Consider the following 21,195-nt stretch of genomic DNA (forward strand, 5'->3'; position numbering starts at 1 on the left):
GGCCCAAACATCGAGGTTTATATGGCTTCCATGCAACCACCCAGCGCGTCTTCGTCCCCACGTTTCTGCAACACCGGCAGCTTCATGCGCATGCCGCGTATGGACGACCCCAAGGGCATGGATTTTGCGGTTTTCGGCATTCCCTTTGATACGGGCAGTTCCTACCGCACGGGTTCGCGCTTCGGGCCTTCGGCCATCCGGCATATTTCGAGCATGATCAAGCCCAACAACGTGATCTTTGAAGTCAATATTCTCAACGAGCTGACCGGCGGCGACTTTGGCGACGTCAATATTGTGCCCGGTTACATCGAACCTTCCTACGCTGCCATCACCCAATTCATGCAGCCCCTGCTTGAAGCCGGGGCAGTGCCGCTGGGCCTTGGCGGCGACCACGCCATCACCTTGGCCGAACTGCGCGCCGTTGCCTCCCAGCACGGCAAGGTAAGCCTGCTGCATTTTGATTCGCACCTGGATCTGAACGAATCCGTATTCGGGCAGCCGTACAACCACGGCACACCCTTTCGGCGTGCGCTGGAAGAAGGCCTCATCGACCCGTCCACCTCTATCCAGCTGGGCATGCGCGGTTCGCTCTATGACCCGGACGACTTCAAGATTGCCGCCGACCTTGGCTTCAAGGTGCTGCCCGCGCACATCATGCGTGAGATGGGCTTGTCTGCGGTTATAGAAGCCATCCAGCAGCGCGTTGGCGACACAAAAGTATTCCTCACCTTTGATATCGACTTTGTGGATCCTGCCTACGCCCCCGGCACCGGTACGCCCGAGGTCGGCGGTTTTACCTCATGGGAGGTGCTGAGCCTGGTACGCGCGCTCAAAAATCTGCACTACGTGGGCTTTGACATTGTGGAAGTCATGCCCGGCATAGATCAGGCAGAGCTGACAGCCTATCTGGCCGCCAACATCGGCTTTGAATTTCTGTCCATCCTCGCATTTCAAAAAAAGAACGGCCTGCGGTAAGGCCGTTTGTGGATGAAATGGATTAAGCGCCCTAAATAACCTGACAATATTTCCGCAACTTACCATCACACGCACGGCGCAGCCCTGTTACCCTCACAGCGCTGCGCCGTTATATTTTCTGCCAGACAATCCCGTCTGGCGTAGCCTGAATCCGACTAAACTTCGGCGGTGTACGGCGGGGCCGGATCGTACTGCAAAATTTTGCGCACAAGACGGGCGTGATCAGGGTCATGAATCTGGCCCACAAGCCACAGGGCCATGTCCATACCCGCAGACACGCCCTGCGAGGTGACGATCTTGCCATCGCGCACATAGCGCGCATCCGGCAGAGCCGTTATTTCCGGGTCGCCTTCAAGGGCGTCCATGAGTTGCCAGTGCGTTGTGGCCCTGCGCCCCTTGAGCAGACCGGCCTTTTGCAGGATCAGCCCACCTGTGCACACTGCGGCGAGGTATTCCACTTTTTCGTACTGCTGGCGCACCCAGTCCAGAATGGCCGGGTCGCTCCAGGCGTATTCGGAAACTTCCGCAGTGCCGGGCAACAGCAGCACATCCAGCGGCGGGGCGTTTTGCAGGCTGTAGTCCGGCGTGATGCGCAAGCCGCTCAATCCGCAGAGCGTCTGGCCAGTGCAGCTCAGCGTCACCACCCTGCCGCCCCCGGCAAACTGGTTGGATGCCGCAAAAACCTGCATGGGCGCTACAAAATCCAGCTCCGCCACCTGTTCATAAATATATATTCCGTATGTGAGGCCTTTTTTCATCTTTATTCTCCTTTAAAAAAATGTCGGCTGTACTGATGGGGACTCAAGCCAAGGCGGCGGATGAAAGCCTTGCGCAAACGGTCTTCGCTGCCAAAACCAGCCGACTGCGCCACCGAGGCAAAGGAATCAGCCCCGGATTCAATGAGCTCCCGCGCCCGGGTAATACGCAAGCCTTCCACAAAGCGTGCGGGGCTGCTGCCGGTTTCTGCGGGGAATACCCGCGCGAACGACCGGGGGCTCATGTTCGCCACCTCGGCCAGGCGCTCAACAGTCAGATTTTTGCCAAGATTCCCTTCCATCCAACGCACCAGAGGAGCAAACCTGCCCGCATTGACCTGCGCGGCCAGGGCAGAGCTGTACTGGCTCTGGTTGCCGGGGCGGCGGCGGTACAAAAGCAATACGCGGGCGACTTCCATTGCCAGCTTGTCGCCGTAGTCTTCCTCAACCATATCCAGAGCCAGATCTATGCCCGCCGTAACGCCGCCGCTTGTGGACGTGTTGCCATCGCGTACAAAAATGGCGTCAGGCTCCACTGTAATCTGCGGGTACAGTTCGGCCAGGCGGTCAGCCACCAGCCAGTGGGTTGTCGCCCTTTTGCCGTGCAGCAGACCGCAGGCCGCCAGAATGAACGCCCCGCTGCACACGCTTGCTATGCGCGCAGACAGGGCCGCCGCCGCGCTTACCTGCTTTATGATTTCCGGATTCTCCGATGTGGCTTCCGCATCCACGGCGCCGGGAACAACAAGAATATCCGGTGAAAGATTTTCGAGTGTTGTCTCCGCCGTCAGCACAAGGCCGGATGACGTGCGCACAGGGCCGGGCGTGCACGCGGCAAATACGGGCGTATAGCCCTGATCCTTTTTGTTGCTGTGCGCCAGAATATCCGTAGCCGTGGCAAAAACCTCCAGCGGGCCGGATACATCCAGCGAGACAATGCCGGGATAAAGAAAGAAAACAACGCGCTGTTTCATGTGTGCAGAATAGAAAACGACCGTACTGGCAGCAATGACAAAAAATAGTTTTTTTCTGCCACAATGGCGGCAACAGGGCCGCCGCCGGAACAGGCCGTGCAGATTGGCAGAAACAAATAAAGGCCGCCCGGGGCATACTCACGGGTATGCCGGGCGGCCTTTATATTGTTGAATGTCGGGCCTTCTGGCCCGTCTTTTACTGTTTCTTTTTATCGCGGGTCTGTTTGGTGGGGCTGCTGGGAGCCGCAGCCTTGGCAGGAGCCTTGGTGGACATGCTGCGCAGGGCGGCCTTGGCATCAGGGTCTCCGTTCTTGGCGGCAAGCTGATACCAGCGGCTGGCTTCGGTCAGGTTGCGGGGAACGCCCGTACCTTGTTCGTACATGAGGCCAAGGCTGTACTGGGCGGCAGCTTCGTTCTGCTCCGCAGCCTTGCGGTACCAGTCCACAGCCTGAGTATAATCCTGCGCTGCGCCGCGCCCCTGCTCATACATATAGCCGAGGTTGTACTGCGCTTCCGCATAGCCCTGCTCCGCCGCACGGGTATACCACTGCACTGCCTTGGCGGGATCCTGGGCATAGCCGCGCCCTTCAGCGTACATGTAGGCCAGGTTGTTCTGGGCTTTGGCGTGATCCTGCTCGGCGGCCTTTTCAAACCAGTGGGCCGCCTTGGTGTCGCTCTGATTTTCGCCCTTGCCGTTCATGTAGGTCCAGCCAAGGGAATACTGAGCCGAAGCCAGCCCCTGATTGGCGGCACGGGTGTACCAGTCAATGGCGGCGGCTTCGTCCTTGGGTACGCCCTTGCCATAGGCATAGAGGTAGCCAAGATTGTACTGGGCCATGGCAAGGCCCTGATCGGCGGCCTTGCGGAACCAGCGGGCGGCCTCGTGGTAATTGCGGGGAACGCCATCCCCGGTAACCAGCGACGTGGCCCAAGAATTCATGGCGCTGACGTCGCCCTTCTCCGCCGCCAGACGGAAAAATTCCGCAGCGCGCGTATTGTTTTTCTTCACGCCCTTGCCTTCAAGGATCAGGCGACCCATGACATAGAGAGCTTCAGCATTGCCGCTGTCCACCAGCGGCTTGAGCACGCGCACGGCCTGATCGTAATCGGCCTTGTCCAGCGCGGCCTGAGCCTCGCGCAGGGTCGAGGCGTCATCAGCCAGAACAGTGCCGCCCATGAGCAGAACAGAACAGAATACCGCAGCCACCAACAGCGACAACGAAAAAACACGAACTTGCATGTGTTACAGACTCTTCAGCATTTTCAGCCAGTAAGGGTTAGGACCGCCCGGAACGGTCAGGGCCTGCTGCGCGCAGTACGCCTTGCGCGCCTGCTGCACCTTATCGCTCATCCACCATGCCAGCGGATCACTCCAGACCTCGGCGGCCTTGGCGGCGGCCTTCTGGGGTGTTTCGTGCCATATACCGGCTTCGGCCAGCATGTCCAGCAGGGCCGTGGCATCGCTTGTCAGCGCCCAGGCCTCGCGCCGCCAGAACAGCACCATGGGGATATTGGCAACCAGCGATTCCAGCAGTGTTGTACCGTTGTGGTCCAGCACCAGCAAACGGCAGGCATAGAGGTGGTTTGACAACGTGCCCGTGGCCATCCGCACCGCGGGAAAACGCTCCAGCACCCAATCCGCATCGCGCAGGGAGCCGGGAACCGGGAAATAGGGACGGTACAGCGAACAGGCCTGCACATCGCGCCCCAGAGCTTCAAAAAATCGAGCCTTGTCCTTGCGGTATTCCACTATCTGCAAGGGCGAGGGATGCGCGTCAAGCCGATAGGGAAAGGCGGGCATTTCCGTGCCGACATACAGCAGGTTTTCGCCCTTCTGCCCCTGCCAGCGCCCTTCAAGACCATCAAGCTGCGGATACGGCAGGGGAATAAAATTGCCCGCACTGCCCTGATGCTGCTTCCAGCCCCATGTGCCAAAGGCATGCTGGCTGTATTCCACCATCTCCACATCCGACACGCAGCGCACCTGCCCGTAGTCGCTGCCATGCTGCACATACATGAGGCGGTTGCCCCGCCCCCGCCACTTGGCCAGCGACTGGCGGTAATCCGCATCTTCATAGGCCAGCACGCTGGCAACACGCAGGCGCGGCCCCAGCGGATCAGGCGTAAGACGGGCCGGATGTCTGTGGCTTGCCAGCAGTTGCGGCAAGGAAGCCATGAACAGCGTCACCAGCGTGCTGGCGAAATTTTCTGGCAGATCCGCCGCAATACCGGTGGCGGCGCTGCTGTATTCCGCCTGCGGGCGCGATCTGTCCGGCCCATGGCTGCGGTGCAGCAAGGCCAGCGAAAAACGCAAGGTCTGGGCAATGCTCATGCCCTTGAGCCGGGGGCAAGGCAGGCGCAACATCAGCTTGCGCAGCACCTCACGCACCTGCTCCTTGCCGGAGAGCTTTTCCTGCTCGCCATAGTTTTTTTGCACCGCAGGCAGATATTCCATGCTCCAGGCTGCGGGAAATACCTCTTCCAGCAGGCGCGAGAACAGCCAGTGGTTGTAGGTATGCCCCAGCGCCCCGTGCATCACAAAGTCCGGCCCGGTTGCAAAACTGAACGAGCAGTCCCTCGGCAGCAGCGGCACATGCAGCGGCTCCTGCCCCCAGGCCTGCACCATGGCCTTGACCCGCCACCAGCGTTCCACAACCTGCTTGGAAACATTCATTGCCCAGGGCGTGAGCAGGGTTTCCCAATAGGCAGGGGGCAAATTGCGGGCATGCGGGCAGATACGCTCGGCAACATGAGGCAGCATATCTGCACAGAGAGCCTTTACCTCCTGGCAGGCCCGCTCCTGCAAGGGAATCTCGACCAGCGGCTCAGGAGCAAAGGTGAATTTTTTATCCCAGTCGGGAAAAAATTCTTCCTGCTCGGCAAAACACCAAGGCCCGGCCGCGCGAAAAAACGCAGGGTCGGCCTTGTGGGGCATGCGCCCAAGAACAAGGGTTATGCGCCCGTTGCTCATAATCAGGCCCTGTCAAGATCGGCCCAGGAAAGCACGGTATCTTCGGGCAGATCTCGGCGGGCGCGCATACCAAGCACCTCGTCGTAATTACGGGGGGAGATGCCATGCGCGGGGCGCTTCCAGGTAAGATCGGCAGCGGTCAGCGGCTGACCGGTAGGCACGGCCCGCGCCGTCACCAGGGAGCGGCGGGCATGCTGACGTGCCGGTTCTTCTTCCGGCAGGGCGCGCAGTTCCATGCCGCCCACGCTGGCCAGCGTGGCGTTGAGCCGCTTGTAGAAATGCTTGAGGTCTTCCTTGTCCATGGCATGGTAGTGGTCGTTGCCGGGCAAGGTTTTGTCGTGCGAAAAGTGTTTTTCAAGAATACGCGCGCCCAGCAGGGTGGCGGTTTCAAGAATATGCATGTCGTTGGGCAGGGTGTGGTCGGAATAGCCGATGGCATGCTGGGGGAAATGCCGCTTGAGCGCGGGAATCATGCCCAGGGCCGCGTTTTCATCCGCAGTGGGATAGTTGAGCACGCAGTGCAGCAGGGCCAGCTTGTTGCCCTTTTCTTCAATCCATTCCACGGCTTCTGCAATTTCGTGCAGATGCGCCGCGCCGGTGGAAAGAATAATGGGTTTTTTGAAATCGCAAAGGATGCGGATAAAAGGCTTGTTGGTGATATCGGACGAGGAAATCTTGAACACGTCCATGAGGTCGTTGAGAAAGTGCGCCGACTCCACATCAAAGGGCGTGGACATGAAGGCAATGCCCGCAGCATCGCAATATTTCTTGAGGGCTTCAAATTCGTTTTTCCAGAAAGAATCGTGCTTCTTGAAGAGCTCGTACTGGCTGGAGGTGGGTTCCTTGGAGGTATCCCAGTAGGCGGGCGAATCCTTGGAGGCCAGGGTTCCGGCCTTGTAGGTCTGGAACTTGATGGCGTTGGCCCCGCCCTCGGCGGCCTCGTCAACCAGACGGCGGGCGATGTCCATGCTGCCCTCGTGGTTCACGCCAGCCTCGGCAATAACATAGGGAACGGGGATATGGGTTTCCTGAGTGGGGACGTCGAATATTTCCATGAGTTTCATGCTCATTTCCTCTCTGATGAATGATGGGTAAAAACTATACTCCCGCAAGATGCAAAAGAAAAGCATACGCTGCGGCAAATTCTCATAATGCACTATAATAACTATACATTTAAACTATCCAGCCGTTTTGCCCAACGCTCTTTACCTGCGCCCCACCTGCGGATATGTTCTTTGCCCAAACCCATAAAGGATGCAGACATGGCGCACAGCAAGACACTTCGTATCGTTCTGGCCACGCAAAATGCGGGCAAGGTTCGCGAACTGGCCGACCCTCTGACCGAATTCGGCGTGGAAGTTCTGGGGCTTTCGTCCTTTCCTGAAATCGGCGACATCGAAGAAACCGGCACCACATTTGAAGAAAATGCTCTCATCAAAGCCCGGGCCGTGGCGGCCCTGACCGGCCTTGTGAGTGTTGCCGATGATTCCGGCCTGGAAGTGGACGCCCTGAACGGCGCACCGGGCGTGTACTCCGCCCGCTATTCCGATGACTGGGAGAGCCTGCCCGGCGAAAGCCGCGATGCCCGCAACATCCGCAAGCTGCTGCACGCAATGGCCGCAGTGCCCGCTGACAAACGCGCCTGCCGCTTTGTCAGCTGCATGGCCGCCGCCAAGCCCAATGGCGATGAAATGGTTGTGCGCGGCACATGGGAAGGCACCCTGCTGGAAAGCCCGCACGGAGACAACGGCTTTGGCTACGACCCTATTTTTTTTGATCCATCAGCGCGCAAATCCGCCGCAGAACTGACGCGGGACGAAAAAAACGCCCGCAGCCACCGGGGCAATGCCCTGCGCGCCCTGCTGGCCCGCTGGGCCGAATTTATGCACTAAGGCGCGGCACGCACCAATGATGCGGACGGGACAAACCGCCCGCAAATGTCGCATGGCTACAAAGTTAAAGAATCAGGAGCAGGCGGGGCAACCCGCCTCTTCTTTTTTGCCCCGGCTGCAAGGCCAGCGGGCTGCACCCTCCTGCCTAGACGCAGCCCCCCCCCGAGTACCGGGGAACCAGCCTGTCATTTTTATGCCAGCCAGGTCAGCCGCCAACCATACCTGCCCATTTTTCACGCGCCGCCAGTCTCTAAACTTTTTCGCCCTTGCTCCGTTAAAATAACTGAGGCGCAAGACCTTCGGCAATTTTGCATGGAGGCAAAAACTGCCTTTTCGGCAGCCCGGAGCAAAACGAATGCTCCGCATGCGCAGGCGGAAAAATACGACCAAGACGGGCATTCACGCTATCTGCTGATTTTTTTTCAGCATTTCCGGCATTGCATACCCCCGCCCCGCCGTATCCACCAGTTTGCACGTATTTTGCAAATTTTTGAGTGTCCGTCATGTCTCCGGCATGTATTGCCGCCAACAACGTGCATGACGGCTGGCGGTTCCCCGAGGTTTGCGCATGCCCGCACCGGGAACGGCACATCTTTCTTGTGAGGCACCCATGGCCAGTACCATATCCGGCTCCAACGCCATATCCAACCTCAGTGGTTCGGATACTGACTTTGATACGGTTCTCGCGAACCTCAAGAAAGTTGAGTCCACGCAACTCAATCGTCTTACTGCGTGGAAAAGCGACTGGAAACTTCGCTATGATGCTTTTGACAAAGTTATTGAGCAGGTCAGCACCGCCAGCAATGTGCTCGCAACCCTCGCCAACAAAAACAGCTTTGTTACCAAGAACGTAACCAGCAGCAACAGCAATATTATTTCTGCTGTTGCCAGCGCCTCCGCGGACGACGTTCAGCACACCATCAATGTCAGCCAGGTGGCGAGCAACGCCATATGGGCCAACACCGGGCATGTCTTTTCCAGCAAGACGGACATCATCAACACATCCGGCACATCGCAGACATTTTCATACCGCTATGCCGGCAAGGAATACAGCATGGCCGTTCCGGCCAATACCACGCTCGATTCCTTTGTGAGTATGGTCAACAATTCTTCCGACAACCCCGGCATCAAGGTCAGCATTGTTCAGGCCAGCTCCGGCTATGTTTTTCAGGTTGCGGGCAAGAGCACCGGCGCGGCCAACGACCTGGTCATTCACAGTTCCGGCCTTGTGGGCATGAGCGCATCTGGCGCATCCTCCACATGGTCTACCAACAATGTGCTGGACATGGGCAGCACGCTCAACAACCCCACAAAATATGCCTACGACCTCATCATGGAGGACGGCAACACATTTTCGGTAAAAATCAACGGCGACAAGACCAACCAGGATCTTGCAACCGCCATTAATGCGCAGGTGGGGCGCAGCATCGCCAGCATTGACGGCTCCGGCAATCTGCAACTTGCTGACGTCAAGGCCATGTATCGGCGCGACAGCAGTACGCAGACATCGTTCAGCACCCCGGTCACAAAATTTTCCATGGGCTCAACGCCCACAACAACCAAGCTTACGGGCGCCCTGACTGTTGATCTGAACATCAACGATGGCGTCACCACTGGCACACGCACCCTGACCATTGCTGCCGGCACCACCATGAAGGATGCCGCATTGCAGATCGCCCAGGCTTCCGGCGCCAGTTCGGCTGAAATGACCTACAACAACGCCACTGGCGGTTGGGAGCTGAACCTCTCCAATGTGAACGGCGCAACCCTTAGTTTTGCTGACAGCGCCAGCGATTCTGGCAAGATGACTTCGACCGTCGTTGCCGACCAGACCAAGCTTGGCACCAAGGTGGTGGGCGATTCCGGTTCGCAGAGCTTTACCGCCAGCACGGCTATTACCTTTGACAGCGCCAAGCTCTCGCAGAAACTTGGCGGCACAAGCGCTGACGGCACAAAAAATTTTACCTATACCATTGTTGACAACAATGGCGGAACGCAAAGCCTGACCATCAAGCAGGACGCAACCTATCAGGATCTGCTGACCCAGCTTCAATCTTTTGGCGGCACATTAAGTGGAGATGGCAAAACCGTAACTTTTGCGAATACGGAAAAATTCTACCTGAGCGCAGGCGGCACGGGCGGCGGCATGGACGGAATCACCGTCAAGACAGACTCCACGGCCACCATCACCAACATGGCCGCAGCCAGCACACTGGAGACGCCCCCGCCCCTGACCTATACCTACACCGCCAATAACAGCTCCACGCCGCAGACATTTACGATTCCTGGCGGCTCCAAGATGGCGGACGTGATCGCCGAACTCAAGAGCAAAGGCCTGTCTGGCTCACTTGTAAGCGCGGACGGGGCAACAACCATTGACCTGCAAACAGGCACTCTGCCTACGACCGGCAGTTATTTTCTCAAGCTCGACAATATTGATTCCCTCAGCGGGCCGGGCATTACCGGTCAGGTGACATCGTCCTCCAACTGGAATATCCGCGGTGCGGCCAACGCCAAATTTACGGTGGACAACTGGCCCCTGACCATGGAATCCGACACCAACAGCGTGAGCAACGTGATCGAGGGCGTGGTCTTTACCATTCAGGACAAAGGCAGCGCAGCCATTACGGTCAATACAGACATCACCTCGGTGGAAAAATCCATTCAGACGTTTCTTGATTCCGTCAACTCTGTCTTGATGACCATCAATGATTACACAAAATTTGATCCGAACAAGGACGTCACCACCAACGATCCCAAAAATACGAGCAGCAGCAACTATAGCACCTCGCAACTGACTACTGAAAAAGGCGGCCTGTTGCAGGGCAACTACGGCGTGCAACTGTTCAAATCGCGCTTCACTTCGTTGATCAACAGCGCGCCCCCTGGTTTTGCCAGCCGGACGTCTGCCTCTGATGTGCTGTCGGGCGATGTGCTTGCCAACCTCGCCAACATGGGCATCAAGGTTGAAACCGACCAGTCGAGTTCCAACTATGGGCTTTTGGTAATTGCGCCTTCGTCCGGCATTGCTGAATTGCAGCAGATGGACAAGAGCAATTATGAAAAAATGATCAACAGCAACCTTTCGGATGTTGTGGATTTTTTCTGCTCCAGCGGCACCGGCACGACTACCAGTTCTGATTTTCGCTACGGCAGCCACATTGCGGGCATTACCAAGGGTGGTTCGTATGATGTGAACTACTCGGTTGACGCTGGCGGCAATATTACCAATGTCACGGTTGGCGGCGTGGCCGCAACGCGCGACACGAGCCAGCCGGGCTATTACTACAGCGTTGCTTCAGGTGATGCGCGGGGTCTCTCGCTCCAGATAGACAACCTCACCCCCGGCGATCACTCGGGCCAGATACGCATCAAGGAAGGGCTGATTCAGACGGTCAGCACATTCCTCAAGGGTGAACTAACCTATACGGACGTCAACGTCTCGGGCACTGGTACCGCAGAGCAGACGTCCGCAGCAATTGCGCTTAAATCGAAAAACGGCGCCTTGATGGTTCTGAAAAACAATTATCAGAGCATCATGGAAAATATCGATAAAAAGATTACCCAGGAACAGGAGCGCCTTGATACGTGGGAAGCCCGGCAAAAAAAATACTTTGCCAACCTTGAAACCCTGCTTAAAAAATACAATACCCAGAAAGATCAGCTCACGTCACAGCTCAAGCAGCTTTCCAGTTCGTCAAGCAGCTCCTCCTAACCTGCATGAAACAACAATAAGGTCAGCCAAAGAACACCGCCATAAGGACACACTATGAACAAAGCGGCGCAAGCATATTTTCAGACCAAGGTCGGCACCACGGATCAGGGGCAACTTTTGCTCATGCTCTATGACGGCGCACTCACATTCATACAGCAGGCGCGCACAAAAATGATTGCCAATGACTATGCGGGAAAGGGCATCCTTATCTCCAAGGTCATCGACATAATCAATGAGCTTTCCGCTTCTTTGAACATGGACAAGGGCGGCAGCCTGGCTGTGAACCTGAACAACCTGTACCTGCTCTGCACGGCCCGTTTGCTGCGCGCCAACCTGAAAATGGATATGGATTCACTCAACAGTGTGGAATCTATCCTTTCGGGCCTGCGCGGCGCCTATGCCCAGATTATTGAAACCCCAGAGGCCCGTCAGGCGAGTAACGATATCGCCACCCGCCTGCAACCCATGGGAACAATGACCAGATCCGCGCAGCCCATCATACCGTCAACAGTTACCGCCGTGCCGCGCTCCCACGCTCAGGCTGCCTATGGCCGTAGCGCCATGCGCCCCGCAGCCCCGGCGGCGGAGGCTCCCCGCCAGACGGGCGATGCCCAGCGCGCGCATGTGCAGTCTTTTGATCAGGCCGCGCCGCAGGCGGCAGCGGCACAGCCGCGCCTGCCCGGCGCTTACGGCAAACCCTAGCATACCAAAGCCTTGCCCTGAACAGGGAGGCGGATAGCAGCATTACGCAAAAAGCGGCGGCACATATGTGCCGCCGCTTTTTGCGTAACCAGATTGAAAGACAAAAAAAACATCTTCCTATGCCCCAATAAAAAACTGGCGTTACAAGCTTGAATCGCCGAAAATGCTTCGCACGGATTTCTGCAAGGCGCGGACTACGATCTTTCGCAGACAAACTTACGGCGGAACGGAACGCCAGTTCCAAAGAGACCGCATATATCGGGAGAACCGGCAACATGCCAGAAGGATTGCGACTTACAAAAAATTCAGATGCGGCTATTATTGTCTTGCATGAAATATATGGCATTAATCCATTTATGCACGCTGTTTGCCAAAAATATCATTCACTGGGCTATGATGCATACTGCCCAAATCTTCTGGGCAGATCTGAATATTTTCCCTACGACAGACAGGATATCGCCTACGCTCATTTCATCAAGCATGGAGGATTTGACAGGAACAGCCTTGTTACAGACCTGTGTGAAAGCATACGCCGAGAATATAAGCAAATTTTTCTACTGGGGTTCAGCGTAGGGGCGACCCTTGCCTGGATATCTTCCGCCAGCGGGATATTTGATGGAGCCGTATGTCATTACGGCTCTCGTATCAGAGACCACCTGCAACTTACCCCGTCTTGTCCCGTTTTGCTTCTCTTCGCCGGTCAGGAGGCGTCTTTTTCGCCGGAGAGCATATTGCCCTCACTTTCTGCCATCCCAAATGTGCGCGGCGAGATATTTAATGCAAGGCATGGCTTTTGCGACCCTTTCTCACCAAACTACAATGCCCCCGCCGCCATGAAGGCGGAAAAACTCGCGCAGAATTTTTTGCTGGAAAAATCAGGAACAACAAAAGAAGCCGCAGCCAAACATGAATAAAGGCATACCGGCTCTGGGAAACGATCATCATCCTCTTTGACAGGCCTTTCCCGAGAAGATATCCTCCCCAAGATTATAACGCCGCTATCCGCTCCACAATCTATCCATATTTTACATTACTGCGAAACAAGCGCCATGGTGAAATCCAAAGAGTCTTCTGTTCACTGCAAAAACACATATCTCAAATTATTTGATATGTTTGACAAAGCAGGCGTCCCGCCAGAAACGCGCTGGCGTTCCCTGCTGCTTTTTTTCAGGGAAATGAAGGACTACCATTTTCTTGATGAAGAACAAAAAATTGCCATTCTCGAGCAGATGGAAGAACTGTTAAAAAACAGACACTACTCTGATGAACAGCTTGTTTCCACAATCCGCAAATGCAGCGAAATTTTCAGCAAGCCAATTGTGAATCAGCTCGACAGTATGGTTCACGAAACGTCTTCCATCATAGACCAGTTCTTCAGCAAGCTGTCTTCGCGCTACGGCGACATTGCCCACCTTGAGAAAGAAAGCCTTTCCATTGTGGCGGAAAACGGCGATAGCACCGTCATGCTTGAAAAGCTGCAATCAGCCTTTCACAGGGTCAAAGTTCTTTTTGAGGAAGACATCTGCAACCTTGAAAACCTCGCCTTCATTGACCCCCTGACTCAGGTTGCCAACCGCCTGAGCCTTGATCTTTTTATCAAAAATTCTACGGCCCGGTGGCACGAAGAAGGGCAACCCCTTGCCCTGGCCCTCTTTGATATCGACCACTTCAAAACCTTTAACGACACCTACGGTCACCTTATCGGCGATCAGGTGCTTAAGGTTGTTGGCTCGCACCTCCGCAGGGCGCGCGAAGAAATTGATACAGAGACAGATGCCCTTGCAGCGCGCTTTGGCGGCGATGAGTTTGCCCTTGTGGCCTCAGGGGCCAACGCGCATATGTTGCCCGAAATCATCAGCCGTTTTTGCAGGGCCATCAAAAATTTCAACCTGCTCATCCGCGATACGGAAGGCAATGTTGAAAAAAACAACCTGCACATTACCGTCAGCGCTGGCATAGCGTTGCTGGATGCCAAAGCGCCGCGAATCCAAACGGCAGAGCAGCTTTTTGACCGGGCGGACAAAGCCCTGTACCACGCCAAGCACAATGCCCGTTCACGCGCTGTGGTGTTAAAAGCCAACGATCAATACCTGATTCTGGACGAAGAAAATCACAAGGCTGTCTAGCGCCGGGGCAATGGCCCGCAGCTTGCGCACCATTAAAAAAGGCGGGAAAACCCGCCCTTTTTAATGGTGCCAGAAAAATCAGCCGCATGCCCGCCAGTAAAGGTCCTAACCCCTTGCTCCCCCATTTTTTACAGCCCAGCCGCCTCTGGCTCGCTGAAAGCAGAAATTTACCGCCACGGCGGCAAGGCAAGCTGTCAAAAACGCCCCCGCCATATCCAGCGGATAATGCACCCCCACAAAAATCCTGGCCCAGGCCGTAGCACCTCCCAGCAGCATGACAAACAGCGCAATGCCACGCGAACCCTTTTGCAAAAGCAGCGCAAACGCCATCGAAAACAAAAAAGTAGCGTGCAAACTGGGAAAGGACGATGTGGGGTCATGGGCAATCAGCATTCGCCCAAGCCCCAATACAAAGGGGCGGGGATTATAGTGAAACATTCGGATCAGGCAGGCTGAACCCATGGACACCGCGACGGTCAAAACCACGCGTAACGCCAGAGCAACGGCAACCCCGCGTGGCTTTTGCCGCACAACAGCCAGCAGAGCAAGCAGCATGGCGATGCCGACAGGCCACTCAGCCAGCATGGCCCCGGCCCACACTGCAAAGGGAGAGGCCGCGTCGCTGGCGTTAACAGCAAGAAATATCTGGTGATTCAGTGAAATCATGCTCTATACCGGGATACAACAGATCAGAAAAAATCCGCATTATGCGCGCTGAAACGTGTTGTCAAAAAATCCTTGAACACGGCTACAGATGAGGCCGCAGTGTTGCTCCAGGCAAAATCCTGAAAAACAAAATGTCCGCAATACGGCAGCATGAGCAGGGAGGCACCCGGGACCAGTTTTTTCATGTCCACAAGCTGCTCTGGCAAAACGATATCCCGGTCGCCGCCCACAATAAGCGTTGGCGTTTGCAGGGCTTGCAAAATTTCAACTTCAACAACGCAATCCCTGCTCCACAACTCTTTTGTCTTACTGATAAAACTCTCAAGCATTGGAGCAGGGTTCAGCTCGGCATACTGCTGCGCAACTTCCGGCATATGCTCCTGAACAAAATCCACAGACAAAGCCTCAACCGTTTCCAGCCAGCCTGGCGACATCCCCGACACGCCAAGATAATTGGCCGATATGGCAATGAGGTTCTTTACCTTGTCTGGCAGGCGGTTTGCCATATGCAAGCCGAGGTTTGCCCCATCGCTGTAGCCAACAATGTGAAAAGGCGGCAGATCAAGCGCCTGTGTGAAAGAGATCAGTTCATCCGCCATCAGGGCATACTCAAACGGAGCGTCGGTATCCGCGGTTCTGCCGTGCCCGCGCCGATCAACAGCAATCACGCGGAAATCCTTTGCCAGTTCTGCCAGCAGGGTTTCGTAATTTTCGCAGGTATCCAGCCCGCCGTGCAAAAAGAGAAGAGGCTCCCCCTGTCCTTCTGTTGTATAAAACCAGTTGATTCCATCTGTTGGTATCTGCATTGCTTGCGCTCCAGCATCTGATGTATTTGTTATATTGGCTTGTTGCGATGGTTTATCAAATTTAGAGCGTTGCCGTTAATGCCCAGAGCATACAAACAAAAAGAGCCGGGGTAGACCATACTCCGGCTCTTTTTACAAATATCAGAGTTTGCTTTTCAGGTCACTGCACGCCCTTGCCATTAAGAAATGGGCCGTAGCGTTTATCCGTTCCCATGATATGGCCCACGAGCCACTCTTTCAAAAAACGCATGATTTCCATGGTGACCTTGGCGCGACCATTTTTAAGTTCCTGCTCAAAGGCCAGAACTTTTTCTACCAGATCACGGTGCGCTTTTTTGTGTGCAGGCGCTTCTGCGTAGCCATAGCGGTCAAAAAGCTCTTCTTCCGTGGCAAAATGCTTTACCGTGTATTGCTTCAACCTGTCCAGCACGCCTGCCAGCACCTCTTCTGAGCGGCGTTGCCGCATGGCGGAATTAAGCTCATTGATAAGGGCCACAAGAGCCTTGTGCTGCTCGTCAATCTTTGCAATTCCCACAGAAAGATCGCTTGTCCAGCATATAAGCTGATCGGAATCAACAACGCCGCCAAGATTTCCCTGCCCCATGGCGCTGACGATGGCGTCCAGTTCTTCTGCCTGACCAGATATTTCCACGAGCACGCGGATGGAATTATTGACGTGTTCCGCTGTTTCCTTTGCAATGGTGTTGACTTCAGCCGCACCTCTGCGAACATCTTCACTCGCTGCGGTCTGTGCCTGACTGGACGCCGCGATGGCAGAAACTTCGTTGGCGGCCTGCTGAACAAATCCCGCAATCCTGTCCACATCTTCGGCGGCCTGTTCTGCGGCGCTGGCGCTTGTAACAATATCTTGTGCGGCGGCATCTACAGCCTGAACATTTTCGCGCGCCTTGGCCTGAATATTTCTCAATGACTCGCCGACCTCGCTGGTGGCCTTCATTGTCTTTTCCGCGAGCTTCCGCACTTCGTCGGCGACCACGGCGAATCCGCGGCCGGCTTCGCCTGCCCTGGCGGCCTCAATGGCGGCGTTCAGGGCCAACAGATTTGTTTGATCCGCGATGTCGGAAATAACTCCAAGCACAGCTCCAATGCCCTCGGCCTGTTGCCCAAGATTGGCCATGGTTTCCTTGAGCAGCAGAATGCGCTCTTTAACCTGATCAATAGAAAGAACTGCCGAGCGCACCCCTTGCGCGCCCGACACAGCCCCCTGCTGCGCCAAAGCAGCGTCATCCGCAGCTTTAACGGTATTGAGCGCTATACTCTGAATGGCGGAATTAATCTGTTCTATGGCCTGCGAGGCTTCCTGCATTCTCTCCCGCTGATGCACCACATCGCGGTCCACATTCTCCATGTTTTGACCAAGTTCGCGGATACCGGAAAAAATACTCGAGGATGCAGTGGCTGCTTTTTGCGAGGCGGTGCGCATGTCATTGAGCAGTTGCCGCACCTGCGCTTCCGCAGCGCGGCTTTCCTGCAATGCAAGCTCGCTGTCTGCCGCGAGCCGGTGCGCTTCGTCGCCTTTATGCCGGGCATCTTTAAGCGCCTGATCCAGCGAGGCAACCATAGTGCAAATACTTTCGCGCAGGTCTGAATATTCTTTGGGCATGGAACACGCTGGGTATGCTGCGGGGCGGCCACTGGCGATCTCTTGTGCGTAATTACGTATGCTGCGTAAAGGAAGTATCAGCTGCCTATAGACCGTCCATATTAAAAAAAGACCAGCCGTGGCCGCCAATAAAAATAATGCGCCGTGTATTATAAACGATGCATTAGAAATAACGCCATATGTGAATGATGCTGCGCCACCGCACATCAGCACGGCAGCAGAAGAAAATAACCGGAATGAGAGGCTTGTTCCTGATGCAATAGCCATGACAGATCCCCTGATGTAGTCGATTGTCGATTTTCAGGAAGCAAAAACGGTTCCGATAAAAATGCTGGCTAAACAACTCAACGGGAATATTAACAACTTTTATATATAATTATACAAATTTAAATACAACTGTCACTAAAGAAATACGGTAGCTTCCTATCTTTTAAATCGATGTCAAAGAGCCTACCCATTCTTGAGTAGTCTGTATAATAAAATCAAAAAAAGTCGCTAGAGATTCACCGCCCCATCCATTGACCATAGCACCTGCCTTGTTTGAGACATAACGGATGCATTAAATTTTTTATTAGCTGAAAAAATAATTTTTTTGGAAATAAACAAAATAATCACTGTTATACTGAACAAAACAATGAGTATTAAAACTTCTCACTACAGCAACAAAGGAAAGCATGCGCGCTTCAAGGTCAAACGTGTTCCATGATAGTCACGTGTGACATAAAGTCGCATATGACCGGGCGGCGGTATTCACATAGCAAACGCAGGATTGCGGAAGCTGCACTCCGGTAAGAGTGCAGAATGGCGCGGGGGGAGGGGGAAGGCTGCTTAACTCAAAAAAAGGACGGGTGCCGCATGTACGGCATGACACCATACATGCGGGCTGACGCTGACAGGGGGAGTTTGCTCTACCCTGCCAGTTCACCAAGCTCTTGCAGGCGCTGCTCCGCAAATTCCCAGCGCAGCAGCAGTTCGGTCTGCTCTGTTTCCAGCGCCACCAGCCGGTCTGTGGTTTTGGCAAAAGCTTCTGGATCTCGAGCGAACAGCTCAGGATCGGCAAGGGTTGCCTCCAGAGTTTTCTGCTCCTGCTCCAGGGCGTCCATGCGCTCGGGCAGGGCTTCCAGCTCCTTGCCCAGTTGTTCAAATTCCCGCTGTTCCTTAAAGCTGCGTTTGCGGGGCTTGTCCGAGGCGAGGCGCTGGCTTGTACGGGCGGTTTTTTCTTCCGGCTTGCGCTCCTGCGCAGGGGTCGAGCGCTGACGCAGCCAGTCGGTATACGCGCCAACATACTCGTGCGCCATGCCGTCGCCTTCCAGCGCGATGACGCTGGTGACAAGATTATCCAGAAAACTGCGGTCGTGGCTGACCACAAGCACGGTGCCGGAATAATCCGCAATCAGCTCTTCCAGCAGGTCAAGGGTTTCCGCATCCAGATCGTTGGTGGGTTCGTCCAGCACCAGCACGTTGGATGGCCGGGTAAAGAGCTTTGCCAGCAGCAGGCGGTTGCGCTCGCCGCCGGAGAGCACCTTGACCGGCAGACGCAAGCGGTCGGGAGTGAAGAGAAAATCCTGTAAATATCCTGCCACATGGCGCGTGCTGCCGCCCACTGTGACCACGTCGTTGCCCTCTGCAACGCTGTGCATGACGCTGGCTTCCGGATCGAGCGTTTCGCGCAACTGATCGAAATAGCTGATTTCCAGATTGGTGCCCAGGCGCACCTCGCCTTCTGTGGGCTGCTGCTCGCCCAGCAACACGCGGATAAGAGATGTTTTGCCCGTGCCGTTTTCGCCTATCAGGCCCACGCGGTCGCCACGCTGAATGATTGTGGAAAAATTGCGGATAAGGGGCGGCTGACCGGGATAGCCGACTGAAATATTGTCGGCCTCAATAACCAGCTTGCCCGAGCGCCCGGCCTCCTGCGCGGCCATACGCACGTTGCCCTGCCTGTCGCGCCGTTCGGCGCGCTCGGTCCGCAGGGCCACAAGAGCACGCACCCGGCCCATGTTGCGCGTGCGGCGGGCCTTGATGCCCTGACGAATCCACACTTCCTCCTGCGCAAGCTTTTTGTCTTGCAGCGCAAAGGCGCGCTCCTCGGCGGCAAGGCGTTCCTCGCGCCGCTCGGGGTAACGGTCGAACCCGCAGGAATAGTTGTGCAGCTTGCCCCGATCGATCTCCACAACACGTGTGGCAAGGCGCTTGGCAAACGCCCTGTCATGGCTGACAAAAATCAGTGTGCGGGCTTTGCGCAGCAAAAAATCTTCCAGCCAGGTGATGGTGGCGATGTCCAGGTGGTTGGTGGGTTCGTCCAGAATGAGGTCTTCAGAGCAGATCAGCGCCCGCGCCAAAGCCACGCGCCGCTTGGTGCCGCCGGAGAGCGAGGTAAAATCTGCATCGGGATCCAGCCCCAGATGATTGATGACGGCAAGCACATCGCCGTAGCGCTCCCAGCCGCTGCTCAGCTCAAGGCTGTGCTCGGCCCCGGCATGGGCTGCGGCAAGGGCCGTGCCCTCCTCGCCCAGAACCTCCGCCACCAGAGAAAAAACCGTGCCGCGCCAGCGTTCCGGCACATCCTGCGGCATCTGGCCTATGAGCGTGCCGGGGCGGATAATCATGCCGGAATTGGGCTGCATCTGCCCGCCGAGCAGCGCCAGCAGCGATGACTTGCCCGCGCCGTTGCGACCCACGAGACAAAGCCTGTCGCCCACTTCAACCGAAAAATCCGCAGAATCCAGTAGCGGCTTGCCGCCGAGGTTCAGGGTAACGCCCTGCATGCTCAAAAATGCCAAAATATTCTCCAACACGGTGATATGATTCTGCCCATAGCTGTAGTTGCTCTGGGTTGTGCCTGCCCTGCGATGGTGCGTTGCGCGATCCGCAAACCGGGTGACCAGCGCTGCGCGCAAAAAAAAAACGCGGCACCTGCGCCCTGCAGAGGCGTATCATTACCCCAGCGGCGAAACTGACGCAACGGGCCGCTGACAAGCCTGTGCGCGGCGCATCCGCACAACATGGATGCAAAGGTGGTCTTGTCTTACTCGCACAAAGCGAGTAGCCGAAAGCATTGACGGAATTTCACTCATCACCCAAGGGCGGGAATATGCGGAGCGCAAAAATCTTTTGCTGGTGTTTTCTCTTTGTGTTTTTTGGCGGATTTGGCCGCGCCCTTGCGGGCGATATTCAGGTTCACGAGGGCACGCAAACAACATCCCAGGGCCCAGTTGTGGTTAAGGCCTTCCTTGCCGCCGGGCAAGGGCCGCACCCGGCTATCATTGTGCTGCACGGCAGCCAGGGGTTGGATAAATTTCGGGCATTTTATGAGCGCAACGCCACACAATTCGCCCGCGCTGGTTTTGATGCCTATGTGCTGGATTATTATAATGAACAGGATGTCGCATGCTCCAAAACTGTGGAAACGCGACGCGCAAATTTTTCAAAACGTATAGGCGCGTGGTCGCAGATGGTCAGCGATGTTGTGACAGACGTGCTCGCGCAGGGGCAGAAGGCCCGCCCCGTTGGCATCGTGGGCTTTTCTCAGGGGGGATATCTGGGAACATCCGTAGCCAGCAAGGATACAAGAATCGCGGCGCTGGTTGTGTATTACGGCGGCATCCCCGCTCAACGCAGGGCTGACGGCAAGCACCCCATTACCCACATGCCGCCCTTGCTGGAACTGCACGGCGATGCGGATACCGTTGTGCCCATGGAAAGAGGCAAGGAACTGGTGGAACTGACCCGCAGCCTTGGGCAAACCGCTGAGATGGTCATCTACCCCGGCGCAGGCCACGGCTTTAACCGCTCTGCCGCAACAGACGCTGAGCAGCGGACGCTGGAGTTTTTTCAGCGGGTGTTGATGGACAAACAGATGATGTGACCATCCGTGAAGCATTCTTGCGGCAAAGCATCTGTGAAGGAGTGTTGCCTGATGCACATGGATGCCGATCACGCATGCTGACGACCTCCACCAATTGACAGCGCTATCTGCGTAAATAGCA

At 55.8% G+C, this 21,195-nt stretch carries 17 protein-coding genes; 7 read left to right on the plus strand and 10 right to left on the minus strand.

Annotated features, from left to right (window positions below; genetic code table 11):
• Nucleotides 1–21: 21 nt before the first annotated feature.
• Nucleotides 22–975: an agmatinase gene (gene speB, locus ACUZ9Q_RS12040; protein ID WP_192113843.1), complete on the plus strand. Its 954-nt coding sequence runs from the start codon at nucleotides 22–24 to the stop codon at nucleotides 973–975.
• 155 nt (nucleotides 976–1,130) lie between these two features.
• Here speB and ACUZ9Q_RS12045 read toward each other — a convergent pair whose 3' ends face one another.
• The 5 genes from ACUZ9Q_RS12045 to ACUZ9Q_RS12065 form a co-directional block, all read right to left on the minus strand.
• On the minus strand, nucleotides 1,131–1,733 hold the full coding sequence (locus ACUZ9Q_RS12045) for a DJ-1/PfpI family protein (RefSeq protein ID WP_215647350.1): 603 nt from the start codon (nucleotides 1,731–1,733) through the stop codon (nucleotides 1,131–1,133).
• Between the two features lie 2 nt (nucleotides 1,734–1,735).
• Nucleotides 1,736–2,704, minus strand: a complete 969-nt coding sequence (locus ACUZ9Q_RS12050; protein ID WP_215647351.1) for a GlxA family transcriptional regulator — start codon at nucleotides 2,702–2,704, stop codon at nucleotides 1,736–1,738.
• Between the two features lie 196 nt (nucleotides 2,705–2,900).
• Nucleotides 2,901–3,944 carry a tetratricopeptide repeat protein gene (locus ACUZ9Q_RS12055; RefSeq protein WP_192113840.1) on the minus strand — a complete coding sequence of 348 codons (1,044 nt, stop codon included), beginning with the start codon at nucleotides 3,942–3,944 and terminating at the stop codon, nucleotides 2,901–2,903.
• Nucleotides 3,945–3,947: 3 nt separating this feature from the next.
• Nucleotides 3,948–5,675 (minus strand): LIC12162 family transferase, encoded by a 1,728-nt coding sequence (locus ACUZ9Q_RS12060; RefSeq protein ID WP_192113839.1) that lies wholly within the window; start codon nucleotides 5,673–5,675, stop codon nucleotides 3,948–3,950.
• A gap of 2 nt (nucleotides 5,676–5,677) precedes the next feature.
• Nucleotides 5,678–6,739: an N-acetylneuraminate synthase family protein gene (locus ACUZ9Q_RS12065; RefSeq protein ID WP_449247943.1), complete on the minus strand. Its 1,062-nt coding sequence runs from the start codon at nucleotides 6,737–6,739 to the stop codon at nucleotides 5,678–5,680.
• A gap of 198 nt (nucleotides 6,740–6,937) precedes the next feature.
• Here ACUZ9Q_RS12065 and rdgB point away from each other — a divergent pair, with 198 nt between their 5' ends.
• Nucleotides 6,938–7,567 (plus strand): RdgB/HAM1 family non-canonical purine NTP pyrophosphatase, encoded by a 630-nt coding sequence (rdgB, locus tag ACUZ9Q_RS12070; protein ID WP_192113837.1) that lies wholly within the window; start codon nucleotides 6,938–6,940, stop codon nucleotides 7,565–7,567.
• Between the two features lie 274 nt (nucleotides 7,568–7,841).
• On the opposite strand, the gene ACUZ9Q_RS12075 is transcribed toward rdgB, so the two are convergent.
• Nucleotides 7,842–8,072 (minus strand): hypothetical protein, encoded by a 231-nt coding sequence (locus ACUZ9Q_RS12075; RefSeq protein ID WP_192113836.1) that lies wholly within the window; start codon nucleotides 8,070–8,072, stop codon nucleotides 7,842–7,844.
• Between the two features lie 105 nt (nucleotides 8,073–8,177).
• On the opposite strand from ACUZ9Q_RS12075, the gene fliD reads away from it, so the two are divergent.
• The 4 genes from fliD (at nucleotide 8,178) to ACUZ9Q_RS12095 (ending at nucleotide 14,110) form a co-directional block, all read left to right on the plus strand.
• On the plus strand, nucleotides 8,178–11,282 hold the full coding sequence (gene fliD / locus ACUZ9Q_RS12080; RefSeq protein WP_449247944.1) for a flagellar filament capping protein FliD: 3,105 nt from the start codon (nucleotides 8,178–8,180) through the stop codon (nucleotides 11,280–11,282).
• 54 nt (nucleotides 11,283–11,336) lie between these two features.
• Nucleotides 11,337–11,984, plus strand: a complete 648-nt coding sequence (fliS, locus tag ACUZ9Q_RS12085) for a flagellar export chaperone FliS (RefSeq protein WP_192113834.1) — start codon at nucleotides 11,337–11,339, stop codon at nucleotides 11,982–11,984.
• 275 nt (nucleotides 11,985–12,259) lie between these two features.
• Nucleotides 12,260–12,898 carry a dienelactone hydrolase family protein gene (locus ACUZ9Q_RS12090; RefSeq protein ID WP_215648796.1) on the plus strand — a complete coding sequence of 213 codons (639 nt, stop codon included), beginning with the start codon at nucleotides 12,260–12,262 and terminating at the stop codon, nucleotides 12,896–12,898.
• 195 nt (nucleotides 12,899–13,093) lie between these two features.
• A complete protein-coding gene (locus ACUZ9Q_RS12095) occupies nucleotides 13,094–14,110 on the plus strand; it encodes a GGDEF domain-containing protein (RefSeq protein WP_192113832.1) in 1,017 nt (338 codons plus the stop codon).
• Nucleotides 14,111–14,215: 105 nt separating this feature from the next.
• Here the strand turns inward: ACUZ9Q_RS12095 and ACUZ9Q_RS12100 are convergent, their stop codons facing one another.
• The 4 genes from ACUZ9Q_RS12100 to ACUZ9Q_RS12115 all read right to left on the minus strand — a co-directional run bounded on the left by ACUZ9Q_RS12100 (nucleotide 14,216) and on the right by ACUZ9Q_RS12115 (nucleotide 19,989).
• Nucleotides 14,216–14,776: a phosphatase PAP2 family protein gene (locus tag ACUZ9Q_RS12100; RefSeq protein ID WP_449247945.1), complete on the minus strand. Its 561-nt coding sequence runs from the start codon at nucleotides 14,774–14,776 to the stop codon at nucleotides 14,216–14,218.
• A 23-nt stretch (nucleotides 14,777–14,799) separates the two neighbouring features.
• Nucleotides 14,800–15,582, minus strand: a complete 783-nt coding sequence (locus ACUZ9Q_RS12105) for an alpha/beta fold hydrolase (RefSeq protein ID WP_449247946.1) — start codon at nucleotides 15,580–15,582, stop codon at nucleotides 14,800–14,802.
• 160 nt (nucleotides 15,583–15,742) lie between these two features.
• Nucleotides 15,743–17,206 carry a bacteriohemerythrin gene (locus ACUZ9Q_RS12110; RefSeq protein WP_449247947.1) on the minus strand — a complete coding sequence of 488 codons (1,464 nt, stop codon included), beginning with the start codon at nucleotides 17,204–17,206 and terminating at the stop codon, nucleotides 15,743–15,745.
• Between the two features lie 908 nt (nucleotides 17,207–18,114).
• Entirely contained in the window at nucleotides 18,115–19,989 is a 1,875-nt protein-coding gene (locus tag ACUZ9Q_RS12115) for an ATP-binding cassette domain-containing protein (RefSeq protein ID WP_449247948.1), read from the minus strand.
• 311 nt (nucleotides 19,990–20,300) lie between these two features.
• Here ACUZ9Q_RS12115 and ACUZ9Q_RS12120 point away from each other — a divergent pair, with 311 nt between their 5' ends.
• The gene (locus ACUZ9Q_RS12120) at nucleotides 20,301–21,074 is read left to right on the plus strand and encodes a dienelactone hydrolase family protein (RefSeq protein WP_449247949.1); all 774 of its coding nucleotides are present in this window, start codon (nucleotides 20,301–20,303) and stop codon (nucleotides 21,072–21,074) included.
• The last annotated feature ends 121 nt before the right edge of the window (nucleotides 21,075–21,195 follow it).

This window comes from Desulfovibrio desulfopostgatei, assembly GCF_053570645.1.